This is a genomic window from Mycetocola sp. CAN_C7, from assembly GCF_015752285.1.
Lineage (GTDB): Bacteria > Actinomycetota > Actinomycetes > Actinomycetales > Microbacteriaceae > Mycetocola_A.
Genome location: NZ_JADOUY010000004.1, coordinates 242,203 through 266,610, shown reverse-complemented (window position 1 = coordinate 266,610; position 24,408 = coordinate 242,203). Strand labels below are relative to the sequence as shown.

Below are 24,408 nucleotides of genomic sequence, written 5' to 3'. Positions count from 1 at the left end.
TGACGCGCCCGCAGCAACCCAGCGACAGAGCGACACAGTGACAGAGCAGGACAGCAACTCAGTGACAGAGCAGCAGCGACGGCTCCTGGCGCCCCTCACCAGCGCCTCATCAGCGCCCTCAACAGCGGGGCGGCAGTGATCCTCCCTCCCCCACCCCGGCCAGGCAGGCGCTCCCCGGCGGTGCCCGCCGTAGCGTCGACCGACGGGTGCCGCCCGGCATCCGCACGAGGAGGAGAACATGACCAGGTACCAGGTCGACAGTGACGCCGTCATAGGAGCAACCGGATCGGTCCGGGCCCGGATCGAGACCATCCAGGGTGAGGTCAACGCGATGATGAATCAGTTGACCGACCTGCAGTCGTCGTGGACGGGTGAGGCGTCTGCGGCGTTCCAGGGAGTGATCGCCGACTGGCGCGTCACCCAGCGACGCGTCGAGGAGAGCGCTGTGCACATCACGACGGCGCTCGAACGAGCCGGGGCGCAGTACCAGGAGATCGAGCGGTCTAACACCGACCTCTTCCGGATCTGACGGCACCCCGCGCCCGGCCGCCACACACGACAGCGAGGCGCCTCCCGAAGGAGACGCCCCGCTGCCTGAACGAGTGTTCCGGACTTAGAAGTCCATGCCACCGGTCGGGTCGCCGGCCGGAGCCGGGTTCTTCTCCGGCTTGTCGGCGACGACGGCCTCGGTCGTGAGGAACAATCCGGCGATCGACGATGCGTTGAGCAGCGCCGAGCGGGTGACCTTCACCGGGTCGTTGATGCCGGCAGCAAGCATGTCGACGTACTCGCCGGTCGCGGCGTTGAGGCCGTGTCCGACGGGCAGGTTGCGGACCTTGTCTGCAACGACACCCGGCTCGAGGCCGGCGTTCAGTGCGATCTGCTTGAGCGGAGCGTCGATGGCGACCTTGACGATGTTCGCGCCGGTTGCCTCGTCACCCGTGAGGGTGAGCTTCTCGAAAGCGGTCTTACCCGCCTGGATGAGTGCAACGCCACCACCGGCGACGATGCCCTCTTCAACGGCAGCCTTCGCGTTACGGACAGCGTCCTCGATGCGGTGCTTGCGCTCCTTGAGCTCGACCTCGGTCGCTGCTCCGGCCTTGATGACCGCAACGCCGCCGGCCAGCTTGGCCAGACGTTCCTGCAGCTTCTCACGGTCGTAGTCGCTGTCGGTGTTCTCGATCTCCTTGCGGATCTGGGCGACACGGCCCGCGATCTGCTCGACGTCTCCGGCACCTTCGACGATGGTGGTCTCGTCCTTGGTGATGACGACCTTGCGTGCACGGCCGAGGAGGTCCAGGGTGACGTTCTCCAGCTTGAGGCCGACCTCTTCGGAGATGACCTGTCCACCGGTGAGGATCGCGATGTCCTGCAGCTGAGCCTTGCGGCGGTCGCCGAAGCCGGGAGCCTTGACGGCGACCGACTTGAAGATGCCACGGATCTTGTTGACGACGAGAGTCGCGAGAGCTTCGCCGTCGACGTCCTCGGCGATGATGAGGAGCTGCTTGCCCGACTGGATGACCTGGTCAACGATCGGGAGCAGGTCCTTGATGTTGGAGATCTTCGAGTTCGCGATGAGGACGTAGGGGTCCTCGAACACAGCTTCCTGGCGGTCCGGGTCCGTGACGAAGTACGCCGACAGGAATCCCTTGTCGAAGCGCATGCCCTCGGTCAGTTCGAGCTCGGTACCGAAGGTGTTCGACTCCTCGACGGTGACGACGCCTTCCTTGCCGACCTTGTCGATCGCCTCGGCGATGATCGCGCCGATTTCGGCGTCGCCGGCCGAGATGGAGGCCGTAGCCGCGATCTCTTCCTTGGTCTCGACCTCTTTCGCGTTGGCGATGAGCTCTTCGATGACGGCCGCAGTGGCCTTCTCGATGCCCCGCTTCAGCGAGATGGGGTCAGCGCCGGCTGCGACGTTGCGCAGGCCCTCGCGGACGAGCGCCTGGGCCAGGACCGTAGCGGTGGTGGTTCCGTCGCCGGCGACGTCGTCCGTCTTCTTGGCGACTTCCTTGACCAGCTCGGCGCCGATCTTCTCGTAGGGGTCGTCGAGTTCGATCTCCTTGGCGATGGACACGCCATCGTTGGTGATCGTGGGGGCGCCCCACTTCTTCTCAAGGACAACGTTGCGACCGCGGGGGCCAAGCGTGACCTTGACGGTGTCGGCCAGAATGTTCAGGCCGCGCTCGAGGCCGCGGCGGGCTTCCTCGTCAAAAGCAATGATTTTTGCCATGTGGTTTTTCGTCCCTCCCGGACGTGATGAACGTGGTTAGCACTCAACGAATGCGAGTGCTAACACGATTCTGGCACTCTGCCCCTGCGAGTGCAAGCTCACCCGACCGAGAGCGGCAGGTTACGCCGGGGGCGGAACCCGGAGGCGATGCCACGCATCCGAACGACACCATGCCGCCCGCGTTGAACGCGGACGGCATGGTGAGGATCGGTGCGGATCAGGCCGGACGGACCGCCTCTGCCTGCGGGCCCTTGGCTCCGGTGCCGATCTCGAAGCTGACCTGCTGGCCCTCCTCGAGCGACTTGTACCCGCTGCTGTCGATGGCGGAGTAGTGGACGAAGACGTCCTGCCCATCTCCGTCGACGGTGATGAAGCCGTAGCCCTTTTCAGCGTTGAACCACTTCACGGTTCCATTCGCCATGTGTTACTCCCAATTGCTGTGTTCTCCGTGCAGGCAATCGCCCACCCGGGTCTGCCGTGGCGCTGCCAGGCGATCGTGCCGAGCCGCGCCTGCCAGGAGGGCCGTGAGGTGAAGCACAATGTGTGACCAGTTCCAGATACTAGCGAGCACACAGGCTGATCCGACAGGAGTTTCTGCCGCAGAATCGGGAGTTTTCCGTTCCTCAATACCGCCGAAACACCGCGGAAACACTCAACCGCCGACGGGCAGGGGCGCGCTAGAGGGCGGCGTAGTCCGACCCGAGCACTACGGTCAGCTGCAGGATGGGTTCCTCGCCCTCCCCGACCGGGATCTGGAACTGCGTCGACAGTCCGATGTTCCCGATGCCCAGGGCCTCGGCGAGCCCTCGCGCTGCACCTTCCTGGGACGGATCCTCGTAGTAGACCGTCGTCGACTCCACATCCGAGGCGGACGCGCTTCCTGGGGTGATGCTCTGTGTCCAGCCTGCGGCGTTGAGTTTCTCGATGGCGGCGGTGGCCAGTCCCCGCGTCTCAGTTCCGTTGAGCACGGTGACCATGGAGTCCGGGTCGATCGTCGGAGCGGCGGTCGGGGTCTCGGTAGGCTCAGCGGCTGAGGGCACCGGGGTCGACGTATCGACAAAGTCGATCCGGTCACCGAGCAGGTTGAGACCGAGGATGCCGCCGGCGACGAGAACGACGACAGCGAGAGCCGACCAGAGGACGATCATCCAGCGACGGCCAGGGCGGAGGGGTGCGCGGTGCGCTCCGACGCGCTTCAGGTCGGCTGGAACGTCGTCGAACCTGTCCCTGGCGTAGTGGTGTGGCATATCGGTGCTGAGAAATCCTTCGCTATTGCGTGCTGAGCGGTGCTGAGAAGTGCCGTCGGCGCCGGCATCCTGACTGTCAGTCCGCGTTCCGCGCTCGCGCCCGCCGTGCGGCCTGTCGGGTGTCGCGGAGCCGTTGGAGGCGCTTCACCAGAAGGGGATCGTGCACGAGAGCGGCGGGCGAATCGATGAGAGCGCCCAGCAATTGATAGTACCGGGTGGGCGAGAAGGAGAATGTGGAACGAATCGCCTCTTCTTTCAGCCCGGCGTGCTGCCACCACTGGTTCTCGAAATCGAGGATGGCGAGGTCCCGTTCGTCGAGGACTGCGTGCCCGTGCGCCGATCCATCCGGCTTTCCGCTCATCGTCCACCACCGTTCACATCTCGGTCCTGCCCATGGCCGTGTCGCCATACTAATCCTGACGCGACCGGAGAAACGCTGCACCGCACGGGATCCGGGGCAAGCCTGGCTGACGACGCACAGTGTTTGCCCAGTTACGGGGGTCTCGGGGAACATCACGGGCGCGAAGCAGGTTAGATAAGACGCAGGAAACTTATCCATGAGGAGTGATACCGATGACCCAGCCGGTCAACAAGAGCAACGAAGAGTGGCGCCAGGAACTGTCGAACGAGCAGTATGCGGTACTCCGCGAAGCTGCGACGGAGCGCCCGTGGACGGGTGAACTCCTCGACGAGAGCCGTTCGGGCCTGTACACCTGTGCGGCTTGCGGGGCGGAGCTCTTCAAGAGCGGCACGAAGTTCGACTCGGGCTGCGGCTGGCCGAGCTTCTACGAGTCGGTCAAGCCCGAGGCCGTCACCCTGATCGAAGACACGACGCTCGGCATGGTGCGCACCGAGGTGCGCTGCGCTGCCTGCGACTCCCACCTCGGGCACGTGTTCGACGACGGGTTCGGCACTCCGACGGGCGACCGTTACTGCATGAACTCGCTCGCTCTCAACTTCGCTCCGGCCGAATAGCGGTCACGTGTCCAATCTCGTCGACGTCGTCTCAGGACGGCGCTCCTGGTCGAAGGTGACGGCGGATGCACCGACGCACGAGGAGCTGCTGCCCCTCGTCGCGGCGGCGGCCCGCGTCGCCGACCACGGGGCCCTTCAGCCCTGGCGGCTGATCGAGTTGCGCGGCGAAGCCCGCGACAAGCTCGGCCGGGCCATCGCCAAGGCTGAAGGCGACGACAGGCCCTCCACGAAACCGCTCAGGGCGTCGCTCCTGATCGCCGTCGTCGTGACGGTGAAGAAGAGCGGGAAGGTTCCCGCGTGGGAGCAGGAGGCCGTGGCATCCGGTGTGGCGCACGTCCTCAGCCTCCTTCTCCACGACGCCGGATGGGGGGTGCTCTGGCGGACCGGCCACCACACGCGATCCAAGCCGGTTCGGAAGATGCACAAGCTCGCGAAGAACGAACAGCTCCTCGGGTGGCTCTACGTCGGCGGAATCCCGGCAGGAGCCCGACCGGGGCACCGCCCCCGCATCAACCCGGAGAAGTTCCTCTCGGCGCTGTAGGACGAACTCGCAGGGTCGCGATGGCAACGGCCGCCAGGGCGAGCGCTGCACCGCTGATCGTCGCGAACCCGAGAGCGGCTCCACCGGGAACGACGGCGTCGATGATGATCGAACCGACCAGCTGCCCGGCCACGGTGCCGAGGCCGAGAATCAGCACACCGGTGTGGGAGACGAGGAACGCGTTCACACCGATGAAGATGCACCCGATCGCACCGCCGAGATAGAGCAACGGCTCGGCGGGCAACCCATCCGGCCAGCCGACGAATCCCGCCCGCACGAGCATGACGGTGACGAGCGCCGTCGTTCCGACGACGAAGTTGATGAAGGTGGCAGCGAAGGCGCTGTCTGCTGCCGCCTTGACCCGGCCGTTGACCGCCGACTGCCAGCCGACCCCGAATCCGGCGAGAAGCGGCATCCCGAGCATCCAGAGCGGGACGTCACCCCCGATCTGGCCGGAGACCGACCAGAGAACAGCGATGATCGCCAGGGCGGCTCCTGCCACCCGCGTCCAGCTGGCCGCCACCACGCCGTGCGGGCCGAAACCGATCCGGTCGAGCACGAGGCCCGAGACGGTCTGACCTGCCACGAGCGCGACGCTGAACAGGGCGACGCCAACAACCGCCCCGGTGATGCCCTGCGACAGCACGAGGAACGCTCCGGACAACCCGCCGAGCGCCGTCCACCACGGCATCTCCCTGGCCGCGAGCGCGCGACCCACGAGCGCGAGGCCGACCCTGCCCCGTCTGACGACAGCGAGACCGACGGTGAGAATGAGGAGCCCGGAGCCGAACGAGATGGCTGCGGCCACGAATCCGTCGCCCAGGGTCGCGCCGAGCGTCCCGTTGAGCCGGGTCTGCACCGCTGCGAGCGCACCGCAGATCGCTGCGAGAGTGACGGCGAGCCACGGGGGGACGCTGCCGGATGATGCCTGGGCGTTCATCGGGCTGAAGAGTGGAGATCGTTCATGAGAGCCGCCTGTCGGATTCGAACCGACGACCTGCGCATTACAAGTGCGCTGCTCTGGCCAACTGAGCTAAGGCGGCATGGACCCAACAAGCATAACGAACGCTCGCACATGCATCTGCCATGGCATCCTTGACTGACGGACCCCGACGAGAGACACGCATGCCAGACCAGTCCCCATCGACCGGATCCATCGACCTCAGCCGGCCGGTTCTCGACCTGGCCATCCGGTGCGGAGAAGTGATCTTCGCTTCAGGTGCGAGTGCCGAGGATGCCACGGCCACGATGATCGCCGTCACCCGTGCCTACGGCCTGAAAGGGTGCGAAGCCGATGTCACGCACACGGTGATCACCCTTTCCTGGGATGATCCCGCCTCGAGTGACAGCATCACCCGGTCCAGGAACGTCAAGTACCGCACGCTGGATTACACCCGGCTGACGAACACGTCGACGCTCATCGACGACCTGCTGCACGACCCGATCCCGGTGGGCGAAGCCCGAGCCCGGGTCAACGCCATCATCGCGGCGCGCCCGATCTACCCGGTCATCGTCCGGCGGATCGGCTGGAGCCTTGTCGGAACCGGAGCCGCGTTCCTGCTGGGTGGCGGGCCGCTCGTCATTGTCGCTGCTTTCGTGGCGACCTTCGTCGTCGACCTCCTCACCGGCAGGCTCGCGCGGACCCGGATCTCGGTGTTCTACCAGACGCTCGCCGGCGGTGCGATCGGTCCGCTTGTCGCTGCGATCGTCCATTTCATCGACCCGGCAGCGAACTCCTCGCTGGTCGTGGTGGCAACCATCATCATGCTCCTCGCCGGGGTGACGTCGTTCGGTGCCGTCCAGGACGTACTCTCCGGGTTCTACGTGACAGGAACAGCGCGTGTGCTCGAGGCGTTGCTCATCACCGGGGGACTCGTTGCTGGGGTCGCAGGCGCGACAACGCTTCTTGCGCGGTTCGGCCTCGTTCTCGACATCGAGCCGTATGTCGCGCCCACCCTCGCCGAGATCCCGCTGCTGCTCGCCGCATCCGTCGTCATCATCGTCGGGTTCGCCCTCGCCGTCGAAGTGCCTCCCCGAGCGATCTGGGCGGTCAGCGCGCTGGGGATCGTCGCCTATCTCGTCTTCTCGACCGCGCAGGCCGCCGGTTTCGGCGTGGCCTGGGCGGCAGCGGCAGCGGCCCTCGTGGTCGGAGTGCTGTCTGCGGTCGCATCGCGGGTGGTGCGCACTCCCCCGCTGCCGCTCGTCGTGTCGGCCCTCGTGCCGCTCGTCCCCGGCCTCATCCTGTTCCGCGGGCTGCTGGAGTTGAGCGACGGGTCCATCGACGGGCTGCTGAGCATGCTGGAGGCCGCGTCGGTCGCTGTCGCCCTCGCAGCAGGAGCCCTGCTCGGTCAGTACCTCGTGCAGAACGCGCTCGGCCCCGCCCGTCGCATCCAGCGCCGGTTCGTCGGTCCGCTGATGGGCGTCCAGGTGCGGCTGAGCCGCAAACAGGACGAGAAGATCTAGCTGCGGCCTACTCGGCCGGTGCTGACGGGCTCGGACTCGGGCTCGGACTCGACTTCGCGTAGGTCTCACTCGCAACCGAGAGCACGAACGCCTGGAATTCCTTGTCGTCGGTGATCGACCCGGTGTACTGCTTGTCGTTGACGAGAACGGTCGGCGTGCCCTTGACCTTGTCGAGTGACGAGTTGGGAACAGCCTCGGTCGTGGCGCGGTCCGTCGCCGCCTGGACCCAGGACTTGTAGGTGGCGTCATCGATGCAGGTTTCGATCCTGCTCTGCGCCGGGCCGGCCGGTGCCGTTCCTGCGTCGGTCTCGATCGCTGTCGCGACCATGTCCTTCAGTTCCTCGTCCGAGAGCCCTTCTGTGCCCTCTTCCGGCTGGTTCTCGAACATCAGGGTGTTGAAGGCAAAGAAGTTGTTCGGCGTGTAGTTCGCCACGCACGCAGCCGCATTGGCCGCACGCAACGAGAACTGTGTGCCCGCGGACTTGCCTGTGAGGATCGCGATGGGGTGGTATTCGACGGTCGCCGTGCCGTTGTCGGCCCAGGTGGCGAGCTGCTCGGCGTTAGTGTCCTCGAACTGTCCACAGAGGGGGCACAGGTAATCGACGAAGATCCGGATGTTCGGAACGTTCGGATCGATGGTCGTCGGGACAGGGTCTGCGCCCGCTGCCAACGCGGGGCTCTCGACGACATCGAGCTGCTCGCCAATCACGATTCCGCCACTGGCCATGTTGGCCGGGCCGGGAGTCGGTGGGCGGATCGCACTGGTGATGATGAAAGCAACACCGGCGATGACGGCCAGAACGGCGACGACGATTCCACCTTGGAGAAAGACCCGGTTCCGGCGCTCCCGCTTGCGCTGGGCGTCCCGAAGTTCCTTCGCTTTCTCCCGAGTCGCCTCACGACGCTGGTTCTTCGTCGGAGGAACCTTCGATCCGCCGTTGTCCATGAATCCTCGCTTCGGGTAGGTAGGCAGCCGGGCACGGCCTGCCGAACCCAACACCCACCGATCGTAGTTGCGCAGTCTGGGAAATGCCCAAACGGATGCTGGACGGCGAGAGCGCACACAGGCCCGGTACCCCGCATTCGGGAGCTTCATGGCATACTGAGGATTATCGTGACCGTGCATCAGCACGGAAGCGCGCATGCAACGCAGCACGCACTGCATGTATCCATTCACTCGGATCGTCCGGCACGTACCTGCCGGTGAAGGAGCAATACAACATGTCATCCGTCACGTTCGACAACGCCACCCGGCTCTACCCCGGTGGCACCCGCGCCGCCGTTGACAAGCTCAGCCTCGAGGTCGCCGACGGCGAGTTCCTCGTTCTGGTTGGCCCGTCCGGTTGCGGAAAGTCCACGTCCCTGCGCATGCTCGCTGGCCTCGAAGAGGTCAACGACGGCCGCATCCTCATCGGTGACCGCGACGTCACCGATGTGCCGCCGAAGGACCGCGACATCGCCATGGTCTTCCAGAACTATGCGCTGTACCCGCACATGACCGTCGCCGAGAACATGGGCTTCGCCCTGAAGATCGCCGGAGTCAACAAGGATGAGCGCGCGACCCGCGTGCTCGAGGCCGCCAAGCTGCTCGACCTCGAGGAGTACCTGACCCGCAAGCCGAAGGCCCTCTCGGGCGGTCAGCGTCAGCGCGTCGCCATGGGCCGCGCCATCGTGCGTCAGCCGCAGGTGTTCCTCATGGACGAGCCGCTGTCGAACCTCGACGCCAAGCTCCGCGTCCAGACCAGGACGCAGATCGCCTCGCTCCAGCGTCGTCTCGGCGTCACCACGGTCTACGTCACGCACGATCAGACCGAGGCGCTCACCATGGGTGACCGGATCGCTGTGCTCAAGGACGGCGTCCTGCAGCAGGTCGGAACTCCCCGTGACCTCTACGAGAAGCCGCAGAACGTTTTCGTGGCCGGCTTCATCGGCTCGCCTGCGATGAACCTGCTCACCGCAGACGTCGCTGACGGCGGCATCCAGTTCGGCGCCCGCGTCGTTCCGGTCGATCGTGACGTCATGGGTCAGGCCAGTGCCAAGCAGGTCACCGTCGGTGTCCGCCCCGAGGACATCGAAGTCTCGACCGAGCCGGGCAACGGCCTCGAGGTCCAGGTCGACCTCGTGGAAGAGCTGGGAGCGGACGGCTACCTCTACGGTCACGCTGACGTGAACGGCAAGCGTACGGACCTCGTTGCCCGTGTCGACGGCCGTCTCCACGCGCACGCAGGCGAGAAGGTCTTCCTGATCCCGACCCCGCGCCACGTGCACCTGTTCGACACCGAGTCCGGCCTGCGCCTCAACGCGGCAGTCTCCGTCGACTAACAGCATCGCGCCGGCTGATGGGGACTTGTCCTCCGTCAGCCGGCGCTACTGTTTAAGCCACCATGAGCGCTTCACTCAACATCACAGCAGCGACTGTCGATCCAGCCCTGCTCGACCTGCCCTGGGACCTGCCGCTGGAGAACTGGCCGAACGAGACGATCGCCTCGTTGCCCAAGGGCATCTCCCGCCACCTGGTCCGGTTCGCCAACCTCTCCGGCTACGTCGTCGCCGTCAAGGAGACGACGTCAGAGATGGCACGCGGCGAGTACGACATGCTCCGCACCCTGCAGCGCCTCGACATTCCGTGCGTCGACCCCGTTGCGGTCATCACCGGCCGGGCGGACGACTCGAACGAGCCGCTGCCGAGCGTGCTGGTCACCCGGCACCTGAAGTTCTCCCTCCCCTACCGTGCACTCTTCTCCCAGCAGCTCCGTCCAGACACCGCCGGACGGCTTGTCGATGCCCTCGCTGTGCTCCTCGTCCGGCTGCACATCGCCGGTTTCTTCTGGGGAGACGTCTCCCTCTCCAACACCCTCTTCCGTCGCGACGCTGGAGCATTCGCTGCCTACCTCGTCGATGCCGAGACCGGCAAGCTCTACGAGGGTGGCCTGTCGAACGGGCAGCGCGAGAACGACCTCGAGATCGCCCGCGTCAACATTGCCGGCGAACTGATGGACCTCGAAGCCGGCGGACGGGTCGACGTCGAACTCGACCCCATCCAGCTCTCCGACGGCATCGTCGCCGCCTACCGCTCGCTCTGGGCCGAGCTCACCGGAGCGGAATCCTTCTCATCCAGTGAGCGCTGGCGCATCAACGAGCGCGTGCACCGTCTCAACGCCCTCGGTTTCGACATCGAAGAGCTCGCGATCAAGACGGATGCCGGGGGCACGAAGGTGCGGATCCAGCCGAAGGTCGTCGACGCCGGTCACCACCAGCGCCGACTGCTGCGGCTCACCGGACTGGACGCCGGCGAGAACCAGGCACGCAGGCTCCTCAACGACCTCGACTCCTACAACGCCACGTTCGGAAAATCGAATATGGACGAGGAGATGATGGCCCACGAGTGGCTCATCCGGGTGTTCGAACCGGTCGTCAAGTCGATCCCCCGTGACCTCAAGGGCAAGCTCGAACCCGCCGAGGTCTTCCACCAGCTGCTCGAACACCGCTGGTTCATGTCGCAGCGCGAGGCACGTGACATCCCCCTCTCGGAGGCGCTGACCTCATACATCAATGACATCCTCAGGCACCGCCGTGACGAGGCCACGGTGATCGTGCCCCTGACGGGTTCGATCACCATGCCCACAGACGTCGTCGCCGACGGGAACGACGCCAACTGGCGCGACCGGGTCTGAGACCCGGTCGCGGTCGAGCGGCTACTTCTTCGCGCGCAGTTTCGAGATCTCGTACAGCGTGACGGATGCCGCGATCCCGGCGTTGAGCGATTCTGTCGCCGCCGAGATCGGGATCGACACGATTGCGTCGCACGTTTCGGCGACCAGACGCGACAGTCCCTTGCCCTCGCTGCCCACAACGATGACCACAGGACGATCAGCCAGCTGAAGGCCCGGCAGGTCGGTGGTGCCGTCGCCGTCGAGGCCGATCACGAACACACCGGCCGACTTGAATGCCTTGAGGGTCTGCGTCAGGTTCGTCGCCATGGCGACGGGTGTCCGTGCTGCTGCGCCGGCCGAGGTCTTCCACGCTGACGCCGTCAGTCCGACCGAACGGCGCTGAGGAACGATCACGCCGTGGCCGCCGAATGCGGCCGTGGAGCGGATGATGGCGCCGAGGTTGCGGGGGTCGGTGATGCCGTCGAGAGCAACGAACAGCGGCTTGTGGCCGCGCGAGACGACCAGCTCGAGCAGTTCGGTGGGATGGGCGTACGAGTACGGAGGCACCTTGAGCGCGAGGCCCTGGTGCACCGAGTCGAAGCCCGCCAGCCGGTCGAGTTCCGGGCGCATCACTTCGAGGATCGGCAGGCCACGAGCTGTGGCGAGCGCCAGGACCTCCTTCACCCGGTCGTCGAACTCGATCCTGGTGGCCATGTACAGGGCGGACGCGGGGATCTTCGCCCGCAGTGCCTCGAGCACGGAGTTGCGACCGGTCACGATCTCGCTGTCATCCGACTGCTTCTGTTTCGGCTTCCGACCGGCGACCGGCGCCGTTCCGGTGCGAGCACCGGTCTTGGCCTGCGCCTGATTGAGCCGATCCTTGGCGATCTTGCGCTTGCCTGCGGCGTGATAGGTGCGGTCTTCGGCCTTCGGCGTCGGTCCTTTGCCCTCGAGCGACTTGCGGCCGAGGCCACCTGTGCCCTTCACCGGGCCCTTCTTGGTCTTGCGTACCGCCCCTGGGCGTGACTTACTGGCCATCAATACTCCAATGTGCACCTGTCGAGGTGTCTTCAATCGTGATACCCGCAGTGGTGAAGAGATCGCGGATTCTGTCTGCGGCCGCGAAATCGCGGGCCGCCCTGGCTTTCTGGCGTTGATCGAGCAGCTGGTCGACGAGGGTGTCGAGCACCCCATGGACGGCACGGTCCTGACCGTGCGACCACTCGGCCGAGAGCGGATTGATGCCCAGAACCTCGGTCATGGCGATCACCTGCCCCTGCGCGGACGCGGCGCGAGCAAGATCTTCGCTGTCGATGCTCGCGTTGCCTTGCCTTATTGTGTCATGCAATACGCCGAGCGCCTGCGGGATCGACAGATCGTCGTTCATTGCGGCGGCGAAGGCATCCGGAATCTGCTCGGTTCCTGTGCCGGCGAACCGGGTTCCGGTGAGGCGCCTGGACACCCGGTCGAGGAAGCTCTCGATGCGGTCGAGCGCGGCCTCGGCCTCGGTCAGCGCGCCGTCGTGGTAGTCGATGGTGGAACGGTAATGCGCCTGCCCCAGGTAGTACCGGACGACGATCGGCCGCGCTGCACCGAGCAGATCGGCGGCGTAGATCGAGTTGCCGAGCGATTTCGACATCTTCTGGCCGTTCACGTTCACAAGACCGTTGTGCACCCAGTAGCTCGCGAACGGATCTCCTGCCGCGCTGGACTGAGCCAGTTCGTTTTCGTGATGCGGGAACCGGAGGTCCAGGCCACCCCCATGGATGTCGAAAGCCGCGCCGAGGTACCTGCTCGACATGGCGGAGCATTCGATGTGCCAGCCGGGTCGACCGTCTCCCCAGGGGCTCGGCCACGACGCGGAAGCCGGCTCGTCGGACTTGTGCCCCTTCCACAGGGCGAAGTCGCGAGCGTCGCGCTTGCCGCGCGGGTCGGCATCCGTCGCCGCTTCCATGCTGTCGATGTTCTGCCTGGTCAGCTCGCCGTACGCGGGCCAGCTGCGCACGTCGAAGTACACGTCGCCAGAGCCGTCTTCCGCGGCATAGGCGTGGCCGTTGGCGAGGAGTCGGTCGATGATGGCATGCATCTGCTGGATGCTCGCCGTCGCGCGCGGCTCGTACGTCGGGGGAAGGATGCCGAGAGCACGGTATCCGGCTGAGAACTCCAGTTCGGTTCGGTACGCGAGCGCCCACCACTCTTCAGCGCCGGTCGCGTTGACGAGCACCTTGTCGTCGATGTCCGTGACGTTGCGCACGAGGGTGACGTCGTAGCCGGAGTAGTTGAGCCAGCGGCGCAGCTGGTCGTAGACGAGCGCTGAACGCAGGTGACCGATGTGCGGAGAGGACTGAACCGTGGGTCCGCAGACGTAGAGCCCGACCTTGCCGTCGACGAGGGGAACGAAGTCACGGAGGGCCTGCGCCCGGGAGTCATAGAGTTGCATTGCCACCACTCAAGAGTACTGGGGCATCACCGTCGCCGTCGCGATCGCGCAGACACCCTCAGACCTGCCAGTGAAACCGAGACCGTCGGTCGTCGTCGCCGATACGCTGACCGGTGCCCCGAGCAGGCCGCTGAGGAGCGATTCTGCCTCCTGCCGTCTGGGCGAGAAGCGCGGGCTGTTCCCGATCAGCTGCACGGCGACGTTGCCGATGGTGAAACCGGCGTCGAGCAGCTTCGACACCGTCGCACGCAGGAAAACCTCACCGTGTGCGCCGGAGAATTCGGGATCGCTTGTGCCGAAGACGCTGCCGATGTCTCCGAGGCCGGCGGCTGACAGCAACGCGTCAGTAACGGCATGGCTGACCGGGTCGCCGTCGCTGTGCCCGGCGAGCCCAGGCTCTCCTGGCCAGTGAAGACCGGCGAGCCACAGTTCCGCCGACTCGTCGTAGGCGTGGACGTCGACGCCGATCCCGGTGCGGATGCCTGACCCCTGCGCCGCGATCAGCCCCTCAGCCCTGCGCAGGTCCCACGGTGTTGTGATCTTGAACGAGGCTGCATCCCCGTCGACGACCGAAACGGTGTTCCCAGCGGCGGCGAAGAGCGCAGCGTCGTCGGTGTGTTCGGCGTCTGCCGCCGCGTATGCCTCGTCGAGCGCCGCCCGGGGGAACGCCTGCGGCGTCTGGATCGACCGCAGCTCGGACCTGTCGACCGTCTCGACGACCGTCTCGTCGCCGTCGACCCGCTTCACCGTGTCCTGGACGGCGACGCCGGGGACGATGCCGGAACCGGTCTGTGCGACAGCGGCGACGACGCCGTCGAAAACAGACGTCGGAGTGAGAGCGCGAGCGGCATCGTGCACGAGGACGATGCGGATGCTGTCGGTGAGGGCGGCCAGGCCGGCCGCGACCGACTGCTGCCTGCTGGGTCCTCCTGCGACGACTGAGACGGCTGCTGCGGCCGGGCCGGCTGCCCGTGCCGCAATGTCGCCGGCCTCGACCACGAGGTCCTGAGGTGCGACGACGACGACCTGCGCTTCGCGGTGCATCCCGAAGATGGGGAACAGGCTGCGCTCGAGAATGGTGCGACCGGCCAGTTCGACGAACGCTTTGGGGCGATCGGCACCGAGCCGGGTGCCGCTGCCGGCGGCGACGACGATGACGCCGACGATCGGGGGGCGACTGTTCATAGTTCCCGAGCTTAGCCACCCCGCGCATCACTCCAGGTACGACAAAAACTCGACCACCGGATACCCGGTGGTCGAGCTTGTCGAGACTTCAGCGTGTCGGGACTGTTAAGAAGCGAGGACCTCGTCGAGGACGGTAGACGCCTTCTCTTCATCGGTCTTCTCCGCGAGGGCGAGTTCCGAGATGAGAATCTGGCGCGCCTTGGCGAGCATCCGCTTCTCGCCTGCAGACAGGCCGCGGTCCTGGTCACGACGCCACAGATCGCGGACGACCTCACTCACCTTGATGACATCGCCTGAGGCGAGTTTCTCCAGGTTGGCCTTGTATCGGCGCGACCAGTTCGTGGGTTCTTCTGTGAACGGCGCACGAAGAACGTCGAACACGCGTTCAAGTCCTTCTTTTCCGATCACGTCACGAACGCCGACCAGGTCGACGTTCTCAGCGGGCACCTCGATAACGAGGTCACCCTGGGTGACGCGAAGCTTCAGATAAAGCTTCTCTTCTCCCTTGATGACCCGAGTTTTCACTTCCGCAATAGTTGCGGCTCCGTGGTGGGGGTATACGACGGTTTCGCCAACCTCAAAAAGCATGGATGTGTATCCCTTCAGCATCTACCAGAATACCACAGTGGGCATGCACTAAAGTTCGCCCTGCCCCGACCGGACGCCAGCGCTCGCTAGGCTAAACTCGGACTCGTTCCGCATTGATCGCGACAGCGCTCATGCACCCCCTGTGTTCTTGGAGGACCTGTGAAGGCGCGTTTGATCGCATCCGTCGTACTGGCGGCATCCGTCGTACTGGGCACGAGTGCGTGCAACCTGATCTCTCCTCAGAGCACGACCGAGCACTATGACGCGAGCGACGGTGTCTCGGGGCGCATCGGCGACCTCAAACTGCGCAACGCTGTCATCATCAGCGGCGACGGCACAGACGGCAACCTTCTCCTCTCGATCACCAACTCGGGCGTCTCCCAGAACCTCACAGTCCAGTTCGGCGACGGCGAGTCGCTCGTCACGGGCATCCCCCGGCAGTCGACGGTGTCGTTCGGCGCTGAAGACGAGGATCCGATCCTCCTCGAGGGCATCGACACCAAGCCAGGTGCCCTGCTCCCCGTCTATTTCCAGTACGGCGACGAGACCGGCGTCGAACTCCTCGTTCCTGTACTCGACGGATCGCTTGAGGAATACAGCGAGTTCGTCCCGGAAAGCTCAGCAGAGTAATCACCGCCGCCCGTCCTCGCCGACGGGCAGCGGCGCTCAGGCTTCGAAGCGGTAACCGAGACCCCGAACGGTGACGAGCATCCGCGGTTCGGACGGGCTCTCTTCGATCCGTGACCTGATGCGCTTGATGTGTACGTCAAGCGTCTTGGTGTCACCGAAGTAGTCGCTTCCCCACACCCGGTCGATGAGTTGCCCGCGAGTCAGCACCCTGCCCGCATTCCGCAGCAGCAATTCAAGCAACTCGAATTCCTTCAGAGGCATAGGAATCTCGGAGCCGCTCACCTCGACGGTGTGACGCTCGAGGTCCATTCGCACGGTCCCTGCCTCCAGCACCGAATCGTCGATCTCGTCTTCGGAGGTCCGGCGACGCAGGACAGCGCGGATCCGCGCGAGGAGTTCACGACTGGAGTACGGCTTGGTCACGTAGTCGTCTGCCCCGAGTTCAAGCCCGACGACGATGTCCACTTCGGAGTCCTTCGCGGTCAGCATGATGATCGGCGTCGACGAGACGGCACGGATCTGTCGGCACACCTCGGTGCCGGGGATGCCGGGAAGCATGAGGTCGAGGAGCACGAGATCCGGTTCCTCCGCGAGGAACGAGGCGATAGCGCTGCGCCCGTCCTGCACGACGTCGATATCGTATCCCTCTCGTCCCAGAAGGTAGGCGAGTGGCTCGCTGAGCGCTACTTCGTCTTCGACGAGAAGAATTCGTGTCATCGGTGTCTGGTCCTAACCTGCGTTGTCGAAACTGGCGGCGTTCTCCGCTGAACCAGTGATGGGGATCTGCCCGGTGAGCGGTTTCTCCTGGGCTTCGGGGAGTCGGATGGTGAATGTCGACCCTTTGCCGACCAGCGACCACACCCGCACATCCCCTCCATGGTTCTGAACGGCGTGCTTGACGATGGAGAGCCCGAGCCCTGTGCCCCCGGTGTGCCGGGAACGCGCCTGATCGACGCGGTAGAAGCGCTCGAACACCCGGGCGCGGTCCTCTTCGGGGATGCCGACACCCTGGTCGGTGACGGCGATCTCGACCAGTCCATCGCGGCGGGAGACGCCGACGCCGACTCGCCCCCGAGTCGGCGAGTAGGCGATCGCGTTGGCGATGAGGTTGTGGATGGCGACGACGAGGAGCGCCTCGTCGCCGTAGACCCGGGCATCCGGATCCCGCGACGCGACGAGGGTGACCCCGCAGGCATCCGCTGCAACCCGGTTCTGGTCGACGGCAGCGGCAATGACGGTGTCGATGGCGAGGAGTTCGGGCTGGTGCAGGGCGTCAGCGGCCTGCAGTCGCGAGAGGTCGATGATCTCGCCGGTGATCCGAGCCAGCCGTTTGGCTTCGGTACTCAGCCGCGCGGCGAATCGGCGAACCTGGCCGGCGTCGTCTGCGGCGGAGTCGAGCGCCTCGGCGAGCAGACTGACCGCTCCGATCGGGGTTTTGAGCTCGTGGCTGATATTGGCGATGAAGTCCCTGCGGACCTCATCGAGCCTGCGGGATTCGGTGTGGTCCTGCGCGAGGACAAGGACATAGCGTGTACCGAGTCGCGCGGCCCTGACGGTGAGGTTCAGGCTCACGTCGCTGAACGGTCCTCGAGTGATGTCGACGTCTTCGGTGACGGGATCACCGGTGTCGCGCACCTGACTGGCGAGCCGGACGAACTCGGCGTTCGCGATCTTCCCGTCGCGAACGAGGCCGAGCGCGAGAGCACCCGGTGATGCCTTGACCACGTTCCCGGAGGGGTCGACCACGATCCCGGCGCTGTCGAGCGCGTCGAGCACCTGGCTCACCCCGTCTGGAACGGAAGGAGTGACGACCTTGGCGACACGTTCGCCGCGTCGCGCTGCTGCAAAGACGGCGACGACGAAACCCGCGCCGATGAGAAGGCCGAGAACCAGCGAAACGAGCACCAGCCAGGTGGAGTCCATACGACTAGATTAGAGGCATGGCCGGACCGCCCCGGCCGGACCAGGCCTGGCATCAGGGCATTTATGCAAGTGTTCAGGCGGGCGCCACCAAACGTTAACCTGGCCACGACAGGGTTGCACAGGGGCCTGTGTCCCCCGGCGCCCGCGAGTCACGGCGGGGCCAGACATCCGAAACGGAGATTCGATGCGTGAAGTATTCCAGCAGGAGCTGGCCGAAGTTCAAGACAGGCTCGTCGCCATCTCGGAGCTCGTGACGATCTCCATCACCAGTGCGGTGCAGGCGTTCAACGAATCGAACGTCACCGTGGCCGAAGAGGTCATCGAGAACGACGTTCGCATTGATGAGCTCACCGTCGCCCTCGACGAACTCGCCATCAACATCCTGGCCAGGCAGCAGCCGGTTGCCCGAGACCTGCGGATCGTCGTCAGCGCGCTGCGGATCAGCTCGTCGCTCGAGCGCATGGGAGACATGGCCGAGCACATCGCCCAGCTCGCCCGTTACCGCTTCCCCGAACGCGCCGTCCCCAAGGGACTGCGCACCACGTTCGCCGAGATGGGTCGCCTCGACGTCGAGATCTCACACAAACTGACTGAGCTCCTGCGCACCCAGAACGTCCGTCTTGCTGAGGAGATCAGGAACGAAGACGACAAGGTCGACGACCTGCACGTCAGCGTGTTCGACAAGGTTCTCGGTGAGACCTGGAAGGGCAAGCCGATCGCGACCGTCGACGCGACACTCGCCTCGCGCTACCACGAGCGGTTCGCCGACCACGCTGTGTCGATCGCCAAGAAGGTCCAGTACCTCGCGACCGGTGACTGGATCCCCGACACCGAAGACTGATCGTCCGAGGAACAGAGAGAAGAGGCGCGAACCGTTCGGTTCGCGCCTCTTCTCTCTGTTCAGCCGCTGACTGTTACTTCTTGCCCTGAGCGGCCACGGCAGCGGCGCCGGCAGCTGCGGCATCCGGGTCGAGGTACTCCGCCGTTCCGATCGGCTCGAAGTTCTCGTCGAGTCGGTAGACCAGCGGGATGCCGGTCGGGATGTTCAGTTCGGCGATCTCGTCGTCCGAGATACCGTCGAGGTGTTTCACGAGGGCGCGGAGCGAATTGCCGTGCGCGGTGACGAGGACCGTCATGCCTGCTGCGAGGTCCACGGTGATGTCCGAGTGCCAGTACGGGAGCATCCGGTCGATGACGTCCTTGAGGCATTCCGTCTTCGGAATGTCTCCGTCGATGCCGACGTAGCGCGGGTCGTGGGCCTGCGAGTACTCGTTGTCGTCGTCGATGGGGGGCGGCGGAACGTCGAACGAGCGACGCCAGGTCTGGAACTGCTCGGGGCCGTACTCCGCGAGGGTCTGGGCTTTGTCCTTGCCCTGCAGTGCGCCGTAGTGACGCTCGTTCAGTCGCCAGGTCCTCTTGACGGGGATCCAGGCGCGGTCGGCGACATCGAGCGTGATGTTGGCGGTCTGGATGGCGCGCGTGAGCAGTGACGTGTACTGGATGTCCGGAGCGAGTCCTGATTCGTTCAACAGTTCTCCGGCGCGGTTCGCCTCGGCGACACCCTGGTCGCTCAGACGCACGTCGACCCAGCCGGTGAACAGGTTCTTCTGGTTCCAGTCGCTGTTCCCGTGGCGCAGCAGGATGAGGGTATATGGCAAAGACATGCCTCCACTCTAGCGATCAGCAGATTCCGATTTGCGGACTGAGAGGATGGACGGATGCCTGTCGGAACCATCACGCGCGGGACGACGAACACGAACAGGCTCCGCCGGGTGGACCGCTGGATGCAGACCCTCGACGTCGTCGCGCGCTCAGACGATCCTCTCGTCGTCGACCTCGGATACGGGGCGAGTGCCGTCACGAGTCTCGAACTGCACACCCGGCTGTCGACGGTGCGGTCCGATGTCGAGGTGATCGGGCTCGAGATCGATCCAGCGCGGGTGCGCAGCGCGAGTGCGCAGCTCGTCGGGGTGCGGGCGGGACGCACGTCGTTCTCCCCCACCGCAGACGTCTCCTTCGCCGTTGGAGGATTCGAGGTGCCGCTGGCCGGCGCGAGGCGACCAGCGGTCATCCGTGCGTTCAATGTGCTGCGGCAGTATGACGAGTCTGCGGTGACGAACGCGTGGTCGCTGATGACGTCGCGTCTGCAACCCGGAGGCATCCTGGTCGAAGGCACCTGCGATGAGATCGGGCGGGTCGCGAGCTGGATCGCCGTGTCGCCGGACGGACCACAGTCGCTGACGGTGTCGCTGCGACTCGCCGACCTGGAGCGGCCGTCGATCGTGGCCGAGCGCCTGCCGAAGGCACTCATCCATCACAATGTGCCTGGTGAACGCATCTACGATCTGATGGCCGAACTCGATCGGCAGTGGCAATACGCCGCGCCGCTGGCCGTCTACGGACCGGTGCAGCGGTGGCAGGCCGCCCTGGCCGGGGTGGCGGATGCCGGCTGGCCGCTCGAAGGACGGCGCACGAGGTGGCGACTCGGCGAGTTCACGGTGGCGTGGGCGGCGGTCGCCTGACCGCTCAGACGACACGAAGGGCTGGAACGTTCGCGGCCGGGCAACCGTTCGTGTCGCCGCACCGCGCGCGGCATCCAGCGACGACACTATTGGCTGGGAACGCTGCCGGTGAGCAACCGTTCTTGTCCCCGCAGTGCCGGCCGGGCTATGAGCGGCGCACAGCTCCGAGCCGTGGCAAACGCGGCACATCGGCGACGGCACCGGCGTCCGACGGCACGATCACCTGCTGGGCAGCCGCGATGCTGATGCCGTCCTCATCCACGGTGAGCACAGCGGCCGGGTCGACGTTGCGCCGGACGACCGCGAGGGCGATCGGGCCGAGCTCGTGGTGCATCACGGCCGTCGTGACCGATCCGACCGTCGTCGGTTCGCCATTGCGGTCGGCTCGCACCTCGGCACCACGCCCGGGGAGTACCGAGTCGGAGCCGTCGAGATGAAGCAGAACGAGCCTCCGGGGCGGATGCCCGAGATTGTGCACCTTGGCGATCGTCTCCTGGCCGCGGTAGCAACCCTTCGACAGGTGAACGGCACTGCGCAGCCAGTCGAGTTCATGCGGGATCGTCTTCTCATCGACCTCGGTCGCCAGCCGCGGACGCCAGGCGGCGACACGCAGCGCCTCCGCGGCGAGGGAGCCGGCAGCGGGCACGGGACCGGAAGCAAGCGCATCGAGAGCGTCTCGCGGAACGAGGGCCTCGGCCCACGACCAGTCGGCAGACGGATGCTCGCCGCGCGCGTACTGGTGCCCACCGAGCGCGACCTCACGCCACGGGTCCGTCCACACGAGCGGAACCCCGTTCGGCGCAGCAACGGGCAGCTCAGGCGACGAATCGGTGCGAACGAAACCGACCCGGGCAAACTCTGCGGTGCGATCGTCGATCTCCACCCGCAGCATGAACTTCATGCGGTTGAGCCAGGCCACCAGCGGTTCGACCGCGTCGGGCTCGACGAGCAACCAGGCGGTCACACCGTCGTCGATGATCCCGGCCGCATATTCGAGGCGGCCGTTGGGGTCCAGGAAGAGCGTCTCGCTCGACCCGCCAGGGGCGAGACGTGTCAGCTCGGCTGAGGTCATCGAGTTCAGCCAGCTCAGACGATCCGGGCCGGCGATCGACACGACGCCGCGATTCGACAGGTCGACGATCGCCTCACCTGCGGCGAGCATCCGCTGTTCGATCGACGGACTGCCGTAATGGGACGGAACCCCGGAGTCGACCGCGTCAGGGAGGGCGACAGCGGCCGGGCGGGACAGGAAGGGTGACGGGTCGACCATCAGTCGGCCTTCGCGAGTCGGCCGGACGCGTGGGTGCGGAGATCCTGGCCGAGCGCGGCGATGTCCCAGGCCCAGAGCAGGTGGTTGTCGACGAGTCCGTACAGTCGCGTCGCCGCGGCGTACTCCTTCGCTCCTGCCGTCCGCATCACGGCATCGGTCGCCAGATCGATGCGCGGGCCGCGGATCTGACCGAGATACAACTCGCTCACACCGGTCGGATGCACGAGCGCGACTTCGACGTCGAACCCGCCTTCAGCGTTACGGAGCGTCTCGACGTCTTCGGCGGTCTGGAACGGGCGGTCACCGACGCCGGGGAGCATCGCAGGCCCCGGATCGCCCTGGGCCTGCGCGCGGTGCAGCCGCCAGTAGCCGGTCTCGGCGACAAGACCGGTGCGCTCGTCGTCGAGCAGCCAGGTGTACGAGGTGTAGTTGACGTACGGCATTCCGTCATGGCTGAAGCTGACCCGCTGGCCGAACTCGGAACTGATCGTCCCGTCGGCGGTCGCGTAGTCGACGACGCCACTGCCTTCCCAGACCCCGAGAAGCCAGGACAGCGGGACGAGTTCGGCGGGCAGGCCGGTCGGAATCTCGATCATCGGCGTGCCGGAAGTCAGCGCTGGCCGCGGAACAGGTTGACGAGTACGACGACAGAGATGCCGGCGATCGCGAGGCTGGCCAGGACGAGCAGTCCGACAAAGAAGAGTTCGAGCGCGACGAGATCCATACCGGCAGTCTATCCCTCGAAAAGAGTGGAGAAGCCGATGATCGCGGCGGCCAGAGTGAGAATCCCCAGTACTCCGACGACGCTGATCGACAGCCGGTCGATGAAGCCGACCTTCTGGTGGGTGAGAAGCTGCAGCACGAACGTCAGCAGCGTGCAGGCGGCGAGGGCGATGGCGAGCCAGGTGAACCGCAGGTCGTGGGGTGCGAACACGGCCACGAGGATGGCGCCGACGAGCGCGACTCCCCAGACCGCGAAGATTTCACGCCAGGATCGCGAAGGCGTCAGCGGGGCGTCGGTCATACCTCTATCTTGCCTGATCCGGCTGCCGACGGGTGAGCGTTCAGACCACTGACCAGCGAAAGCTAGTATGGGTTCAGGTAATCACTGGAGGTCACGCGTGGCGCAACTGCTGATTCTGACCTCACGGGTCGATAACGACGTACTGCCATCCCTCGGCCTGCTCAGTCACCGTGTGCGTCAAATCCCGGCTCAGCCGGCTCAGCTCGTCAACGCGCCATCGAGCGATGTCATCATCATCGACGCGCGAACGGACCTCGCCGGGGCCAAGTCGCTGTGCAAGATCCTGCGCACCACCGGGCTCACTGTGCCCCTGCTCGTCGTGCTCACCGAAGGCGGGCTCAGCGCAGTCAGCGCCGACTGGGGCGTCGACGACGTCCTCGTCGACGCGGCCGGGCCTGCTGAGATCGACGCCCGCATCCGCCTTGCCATCGGACGCCAGGCCCTCGAACAGACGTCGACCAAGATCCAGACCTCCGGCGTGGTCATCGATGAGGCCAGCTACTCGGCGAAGGTGCAGGGCAAACCGCTCGACCTCACCTACAAGGAGTTCGAGCTCCTCCGCTTCCTGGCCACGCACCCGTCGCGCGTGTTCACGCGTGAACAGTTGCTGAGCGAGGTCTGGGGATACGACTACTTCGGTGGCACCCGCACCGTCGACGTGCACGTTCGGCGGCTGCGCGCGAAGCTCGGCGACCTCGAACAGCTGATCGGAACGGTCCGCAACGTCGGGTATCGCTTCAACGTGTACGAGGACGACAATGCCCAGGCCAACGCTCCGCGTCCGTGACATCGGGGATGCCGGCACCCGGGCTGCGTTCGACCAGCTGATCCGGCGTGCAGTCGCCGGCGACGGCGCCTCACCATTCAACGACCAGGCCCTCGTCGACCTCGAGACCGGCGCCCGGTCGCTCATCGTCGTCCTCGCACCACCCGAATCACCGAGTGCCGTCGAGATCGTGGTCGGCGCTGCCGTGCTCGGCCAGGGCGAACTCGAGTTCGTCATCGATCCGGAGTGGCGCGGAGCGGGGTTCGGTTCGTCCATGCTTCGCGAACTGCTCGGCAACGTGCCGCCGTCGCTTCTCGCCTGGGCGCACGGCGACCACCCGGCCGCACGGGCCCTCGCTGCACGAACCGGTTTCGAACGGGTCCGCGTCCTGCTCCAGCTGCGGATGCCGCTCGGTAACGCACCGTCAGCAGCTCCCGTCGACACCATCACCACATTCAGGCCAGACGTCGACGACGACGAGTGGATCGAGCTCAACGCCCGGGTATTCGCACACCACCCGGAACAGGGTCGGCTCACCGTCGACGACCTGCGTGCCAGACGGGCCGAACCCTGGTTCGATGCCGGGGACTTCCTCCTCGCCCGGGAGGACTCCGGCCGGATGATCGGATACAACTGGCTGAAGATCGACGACAGCCACGGCGAGATCTATGTCATCGGGGTCAGCGAACCCGGGCGTGGCCTCGGTCGTTCGCTCATGCTCGCCGGTCTGCAACGGATGCGTGAACGCGGGGTGACGACGGCGTCGCTCTACGTCGAGCAAGACAATGAGGCGGCGGTGAACCTCTACCGGTCGCTCGGTTTCACCGATCACACGGTCGATGTGCAGTACAGGCGCACCCCCGCAGCCTGACGGCATCCCGACCACCCGCGCACCTCTTCGCACCGTTACACGTTGTTCACGGGCGATGTCACCGGCCTGTCCCCGAC

27 protein-coding genes and 1 tRNA gene are annotated in these 24,408 nt (G+C 65.7%); 11 read left to right on the top strand and 17 right to left on the bottom strand.

Annotation, left to right across the window (positions count from 1 at the left end):
* The first annotated feature begins 238 nt into the window (after positions 1 to 238).
* A complete protein-coding gene (locus tag IWX78_RS10660) occupies positions 239 to 529 on the top strand; it encodes a WXG100 family type VII secretion target (protein WP_196833509.1) in 291 nt (96 codons plus the stop codon).
* Positions 530 to 613: 84 nt separating this feature from the next.
* On the opposite strand, the gene groL is transcribed toward IWX78_RS10660, so the two are convergent.
* The 4 genes from groL to IWX78_RS10640 all read right to left on the bottom strand — a co-directional run bounded on the left by groL (position 614) and on the right by IWX78_RS10640 (position 3,841).
* Positions 614 to 2,233, bottom strand: coding sequence for a chaperonin GroEL (groL, locus tag IWX78_RS10655; protein WP_196833508.1), 1,620 nt, complete (start codon positions 2,231 to 2,233; stop codon positions 614 to 616).
* A 217-nt stretch (positions 2,234 to 2,450) separates the two neighbouring features.
* Positions 2,451 to 2,654 (bottom strand): cold-shock protein, encoded by a 204-nt coding sequence (locus IWX78_RS10650; protein WP_196833507.1) that lies wholly within the window; start codon positions 2,652 to 2,654, stop codon positions 2,451 to 2,453.
* A gap of 256 nt (positions 2,655 to 2,910) precedes the next feature.
* The gene (locus IWX78_RS10645) at positions 2,911 to 3,480 is read right to left on the bottom strand and encodes a LytR C-terminal domain-containing protein (RefSeq protein WP_196833506.1); all 570 of its coding nucleotides are present in this window, start codon (positions 3,478 to 3,480) and stop codon (positions 2,911 to 2,913) included.
* Between the two features lie 76 nt (positions 3,481 to 3,556).
* Positions 3,557 to 3,841: a DUF3263 domain-containing protein gene (locus IWX78_RS10640; protein WP_196833505.1), complete on the bottom strand. Its 285-nt coding sequence runs from the start codon at positions 3,839 to 3,841 to the stop codon at positions 3,557 to 3,559.
* A gap of 212 nt (positions 3,842 to 4,053) precedes the next feature.
* Here IWX78_RS10640 and msrB point away from each other — a divergent pair, with 212 nt between their 5' ends.
* Positions 4,054 to 4,455: a peptide-methionine (R)-S-oxide reductase MsrB gene (gene msrB / locus IWX78_RS10635; RefSeq protein ID WP_196833504.1), complete on the top strand. Its 402-nt coding sequence runs from the start codon at positions 4,054 to 4,056 to the stop codon at positions 4,453 to 4,455.
* Between the two features lie 7 nt (positions 4,456 to 4,462).
* Complete coding sequence (locus IWX78_RS10630) at positions 4,463 to 4,996, top strand: nitroreductase family protein (RefSeq protein ID WP_196833503.1); 534 nt, start codon at positions 4,463 to 4,465, stop codon at positions 4,994 to 4,996.
* Here the strand turns inward: IWX78_RS10630 and IWX78_RS10625 are convergent.
* Both IWX78_RS10625 and IWX78_RS10620 read right to left on the bottom strand, forming a co-directional pair.
* The gene (locus tag IWX78_RS10625; RefSeq protein WP_196833502.1) at positions 4,965 to 5,936 is read right to left on the bottom strand and encodes a DMT family transporter; all 972 of its coding nucleotides are present in this window, start codon (positions 5,934 to 5,936) and stop codon (positions 4,965 to 4,967) included. The two genes, IWX78_RS10630 and IWX78_RS10625, sit on opposite strands and share 32 nt — an antisense overlap.
* Before the next feature lie 29 nt (positions 5,937 to 5,965).
* A tRNA-Thr gene (locus IWX78_RS10620) sits at positions 5,966 to 6,039 on the bottom strand.
* A gap of 82 nt (positions 6,040 to 6,121) precedes the next feature.
* Here IWX78_RS10620 and IWX78_RS10615 point away from each other — a divergent pair.
* Positions 6,122 to 7,459: a threonine/serine ThrE exporter family protein gene (locus IWX78_RS10615; protein ID WP_196833501.1), complete on the top strand. Its 1,338-nt coding sequence runs from the start codon at positions 6,122 to 6,124 to the stop codon at positions 7,457 to 7,459.
* A 7-nt stretch (positions 7,460 to 7,466) separates the two neighbouring features.
* Here IWX78_RS10615 and IWX78_RS10610 read toward each other — a convergent pair whose 3' ends face one another.
* The gene (locus IWX78_RS10610) at positions 7,467 to 8,405 is read right to left on the bottom strand and encodes a DsbA family protein (RefSeq protein ID WP_196833500.1); all 939 of its coding nucleotides are present in this window, start codon (positions 8,403 to 8,405) and stop codon (positions 7,467 to 7,469) included.
* Positions 8,406 to 8,680: 275 nt separating this feature from the next.
* Here IWX78_RS10610 and IWX78_RS10605 point away from each other — a divergent pair, with 275 nt between their 5' ends.
* Both IWX78_RS10605 and IWX78_RS10600 read left to right on the top strand, forming a co-directional pair.
* Positions 8,681 to 9,781, top strand: coding sequence for an ABC transporter ATP-binding protein (locus tag IWX78_RS10605; protein ID WP_196833499.1), 1,101 nt, complete (start codon positions 8,681 to 8,683; stop codon positions 9,779 to 9,781).
* A gap of 62 nt (positions 9,782 to 9,843) precedes the next feature.
* Positions 9,844 to 11,133, top strand: a complete 1,290-nt coding sequence (locus IWX78_RS10600; protein ID WP_196833498.1) for a DUF4032 domain-containing protein — start codon at positions 9,844 to 9,846, stop codon at positions 11,131 to 11,133.
* 21 nt (positions 11,134 to 11,154) lie between these two features.
* On the opposite strand, the gene rlmB is transcribed toward IWX78_RS10600, so the two are convergent.
* The 4 genes from rlmB to IWX78_RS10580 form a co-directional block, all read right to left on the bottom strand.
* On the bottom strand, positions 11,155 to 12,150 hold the full coding sequence (gene rlmB / locus IWX78_RS10595; RefSeq protein ID WP_196833497.1) for a 23S rRNA (guanosine(2251)-2'-O)-methyltransferase RlmB: 996 nt from the start codon (positions 12,148 to 12,150) through the stop codon (positions 11,155 to 11,157).
* Positions 12,140 to 13,552: a cysteine--tRNA ligase gene (gene cysS, locus IWX78_RS10590; protein ID WP_442929247.1), complete on the bottom strand. Its 1,413-nt coding sequence runs from the start codon at positions 13,550 to 13,552 to the stop codon at positions 12,140 to 12,142. The genes rlmB and cysS overlap by 11 nt, the downstream gene beginning before the upstream one ends.
* A gap of 9 nt (positions 13,553 to 13,561) precedes the next feature.
* Positions 13,562 to 14,737 (bottom strand): 2-C-methyl-D-erythritol 4-phosphate cytidylyltransferase, encoded by a 1,176-nt coding sequence (gene ispD / locus IWX78_RS10585; RefSeq protein ID WP_196833495.1) that lies wholly within the window; start codon positions 14,735 to 14,737, stop codon positions 13,562 to 13,564.
* Positions 14,738 to 14,842: 105 nt separating this feature from the next.
* Positions 14,843 to 15,325, bottom strand: coding sequence for a CarD family transcriptional regulator (locus IWX78_RS10580; protein WP_196833494.1), 483 nt, complete (start codon positions 15,323 to 15,325; stop codon positions 14,843 to 14,845).
* 159 nt (positions 15,326 to 15,484) lie between these two features.
* Here IWX78_RS10580 and IWX78_RS10575 point away from each other — a divergent pair, with 159 nt between their 5' ends.
* Entirely contained in the window at positions 15,485 to 15,955 is a 471-nt protein-coding gene (locus IWX78_RS10575; RefSeq protein WP_196833493.1) for a hypothetical protein, read from the top strand.
* A 36-nt stretch (positions 15,956 to 15,991) separates the two neighbouring features.
* Here the strand turns inward: IWX78_RS10575 and IWX78_RS10570 are convergent, their stop codons facing one another.
* Positions 15,992 to 16,672 carry a response regulator gene (locus IWX78_RS10570; protein ID WP_196833492.1) on the bottom strand — a complete coding sequence of 227 codons (681 nt, stop codon included), beginning with the start codon at positions 16,670 to 16,672 and terminating at the stop codon, positions 15,992 to 15,994.
* 12 nt (positions 16,673 to 16,684) lie between these two features.
* Positions 16,685 to 17,878, bottom strand: coding sequence for a sensor histidine kinase (locus IWX78_RS10565; protein WP_196833491.1), 1,194 nt, complete (start codon positions 17,876 to 17,878; stop codon positions 16,685 to 16,687).
* 184 nt (positions 17,879 to 18,062) lie between these two features.
* On the opposite strand from IWX78_RS10565, the gene phoU reads away from it, so the two are divergent.
* Positions 18,063 to 18,719: a phosphate signaling complex protein PhoU gene (gene phoU, locus IWX78_RS10560; protein ID WP_196833490.1), complete on the top strand. Its 657-nt coding sequence runs from the start codon at positions 18,063 to 18,065 to the stop codon at positions 18,717 to 18,719.
* Positions 18,720 to 18,792: 73 nt separating this feature from the next.
* Here the strand turns inward: phoU and IWX78_RS10555 are convergent, their stop codons facing one another.
* Positions 18,793 to 19,542, bottom strand: coding sequence for a phosphoglyceromutase (locus IWX78_RS10555; protein ID WP_196833489.1), 750 nt, complete (start codon positions 19,540 to 19,542; stop codon positions 18,793 to 18,795).
* A 54-nt stretch (positions 19,543 to 19,596) separates the two neighbouring features.
* On the opposite strand from IWX78_RS10555, the gene IWX78_RS10550 reads away from it, so the two are divergent.
* Positions 19,597 to 20,400, top strand: a complete 804-nt coding sequence (locus IWX78_RS10550; RefSeq protein WP_196833488.1) for a class I SAM-dependent methyltransferase — start codon at positions 19,597 to 19,599, stop codon at positions 20,398 to 20,400.
* A gap of 145 nt (positions 20,401 to 20,545) precedes the next feature.
* Here IWX78_RS10550 and ygfZ read toward each other — a convergent pair whose 3' ends face one another.
* The 3 genes from ygfZ to IWX78_RS10535 form a co-directional block, all read right to left on the bottom strand.
* Positions 20,546 to 21,670 (bottom strand): CAF17-like 4Fe-4S cluster assembly/insertion protein YgfZ, encoded by a 1,125-nt coding sequence (gene ygfZ / locus IWX78_RS10545; protein ID WP_196833487.1) that lies wholly within the window; start codon positions 21,668 to 21,670, stop codon positions 20,546 to 20,548.
* Positions 21,670 to 22,266 carry an FABP family protein gene (locus tag IWX78_RS10540; RefSeq protein ID WP_196833486.1) on the bottom strand — a complete coding sequence of 199 codons (597 nt, stop codon included), beginning with the start codon at positions 22,264 to 22,266 and terminating at the stop codon, positions 21,670 to 21,672. The genes ygfZ and IWX78_RS10540 overlap by 1 nt, the downstream gene beginning before the upstream one ends.
* A 137-nt stretch (positions 22,267 to 22,403) precedes the next feature.
* Positions 22,404 to 22,694 (bottom strand): hypothetical protein, encoded by a 291-nt coding sequence (locus tag IWX78_RS10535; RefSeq protein ID WP_196833485.1) that lies wholly within the window; start codon positions 22,692 to 22,694, stop codon positions 22,404 to 22,406.
* A gap of 97 nt (positions 22,695 to 22,791) precedes the next feature.
* On the opposite strand from IWX78_RS10535, the gene IWX78_RS10530 reads away from it, so the two are divergent.
* Positions 22,792 to 23,481 carry a response regulator transcription factor gene (locus IWX78_RS10530; RefSeq protein WP_196833484.1) on the top strand — a complete coding sequence of 230 codons (690 nt, stop codon included), beginning with the start codon at positions 22,792 to 22,794 and terminating at the stop codon, positions 23,479 to 23,481.
* The gene (mshD, locus tag IWX78_RS10525; RefSeq protein ID WP_196833483.1) at positions 23,453 to 24,331 is read left to right on the top strand and encodes a mycothiol synthase; all 879 of its coding nucleotides are present in this window, start codon (positions 23,453 to 23,455) and stop codon (positions 24,329 to 24,331) included. Before IWX78_RS10530 ends, mshD begins: the two co-directional genes overlap by 29 nt.
* Positions 24,332 to 24,408: the final 77 nt, after the last annotated feature.

Bases quoted from the DNA above. Each gene is read 5' to 3' on its own strand.
- IWX78_RS10660 (WP_196833509.1), top strand. From the start codon at position 239: ATGACCAGGTACCAGGTCGACAGTGACGCCGTCATAGGAGCAACCGGA.
- groL (WP_196833508.1), bottom strand. From the start codon at position 2,233: ATGGCAAAAATCATTGCTTTTGACGAGGAAGCCCGCCGCGGCCTCGAG.
- IWX78_RS10650 (WP_196833507.1), bottom strand. From the start codon at position 2,654: ATGGCGAATGGAACCGTGAAGTGGTTCAACGCTGAAAAGGGCTACGGC.
- IWX78_RS10645 (WP_196833506.1), bottom strand. From the start codon at position 3,480: ATGCCACACCACTACGCCAGGGACAGGTTCGACGACGTTCCAGCCGAC.
- IWX78_RS10640 (WP_196833505.1), bottom strand. From the start codon at position 3,841: ATGAGCGGAAAGCCGGATGGATCGGCGCACGGGCACGCAGTCCTCGAC.
- msrB (WP_196833504.1), top strand. From the start codon at position 4,054: ATGACCCAGCCGGTCAACAAGAGCAACGAAGAGTGGCGCCAGGAACTG.
- IWX78_RS10625 (WP_196833502.1), bottom strand. From the start codon at position 5,936: ATGAACGCCCAGGCATCATCCGGCAGCGTCCCCCCGTGGCTCGCCGTC.
- IWX78_RS10615 (WP_196833501.1), top strand. From the start codon at position 6,122: ATGCCAGACCAGTCCCCATCGACCGGATCCATCGACCTCAGCCGGCCG.
- IWX78_RS10610 (WP_196833500.1), bottom strand. From the start codon at position 8,405: ATGGACAACGGCGGATCGAAGGTTCCTCCGACGAAGAACCAGCGTCGT.
- IWX78_RS10605 (WP_196833499.1), top strand. From the start codon at position 8,681: ATGTCATCCGTCACGTTCGACAACGCCACCCGGCTCTACCCCGGTGGC.
- IWX78_RS10600 (WP_196833498.1), top strand. From the start codon at position 9,844: ATGAGCGCTTCACTCAACATCACAGCAGCGACTGTCGATCCAGCCCTG.
- rlmB (WP_196833497.1), bottom strand. From the start codon at position 12,150: ATGGCCAGTAAGTCACGCCCAGGGGCGGTACGCAAGACCAAGAAGGGC.
- cysS (WP_442929247.1), bottom strand. From the start codon at position 13,552: ATGCAACTCTATGACTCCCGGGCGCAGGCCCTCCGTGACTTCGTTCCC.
- ispD (WP_196833495.1), bottom strand. From the start codon at position 14,737: ATGAACAGTCGCCCCCCGATCGTCGGCGTCATCGTCGTCGCCGCCGGC.
- IWX78_RS10580 (WP_196833494.1), bottom strand. From the start codon at position 15,325: ATGCTTTTTGAGGTTGGCGAAACCGTCGTATACCCCCACCACGGAGCC.
- IWX78_RS10570 (WP_196833492.1), bottom strand. From the start codon at position 16,672: ATGACACGAATTCTTCTCGTCGAAGACGAAGTAGCGCTCAGCGAGCCA.
- IWX78_RS10565 (WP_196833491.1), bottom strand. From the start codon at position 17,878: ATGGACTCCACCTGGCTGGTGCTCGTTTCGCTGGTTCTCGGCCTTCTC.
- phoU (WP_196833490.1), top strand. From the start codon at position 18,063: ATGCGTGAAGTATTCCAGCAGGAGCTGGCCGAAGTTCAAGACAGGCTC.
- IWX78_RS10555 (WP_196833489.1), bottom strand. From the start codon at position 19,542: ATGTCTTTGCCATATACCCTCATCCTGCTGCGCCACGGGAACAGCGAC.
- IWX78_RS10550 (WP_196833488.1), top strand. From the start codon at position 19,597: ATGCCTGTCGGAACCATCACGCGCGGGACGACGAACACGAACAGGCTC.
- ygfZ (WP_196833487.1), bottom strand. From the start codon at position 21,670: ATGGTCGACCCGTCACCCTTCCTGTCCCGCCCGGCCGCTGTCGCCCTC.
- IWX78_RS10540 (WP_196833486.1), bottom strand. From the start codon at position 22,266: ATGATCGAGATTCCGACCGGCCTGCCCGCCGAACTCGTCCCGCTGTCC.
- IWX78_RS10535 (WP_196833485.1), bottom strand. From the start codon at position 22,694: ATGACCGACGCCCCGCTGACGCCTTCGCGATCCTGGCGTGAAATCTTC.
- mshD (WP_196833483.1), top strand. From the start codon at position 23,453: ATGCCCAGGCCAACGCTCCGCGTCCGTGACATCGGGGATGCCGGCACC.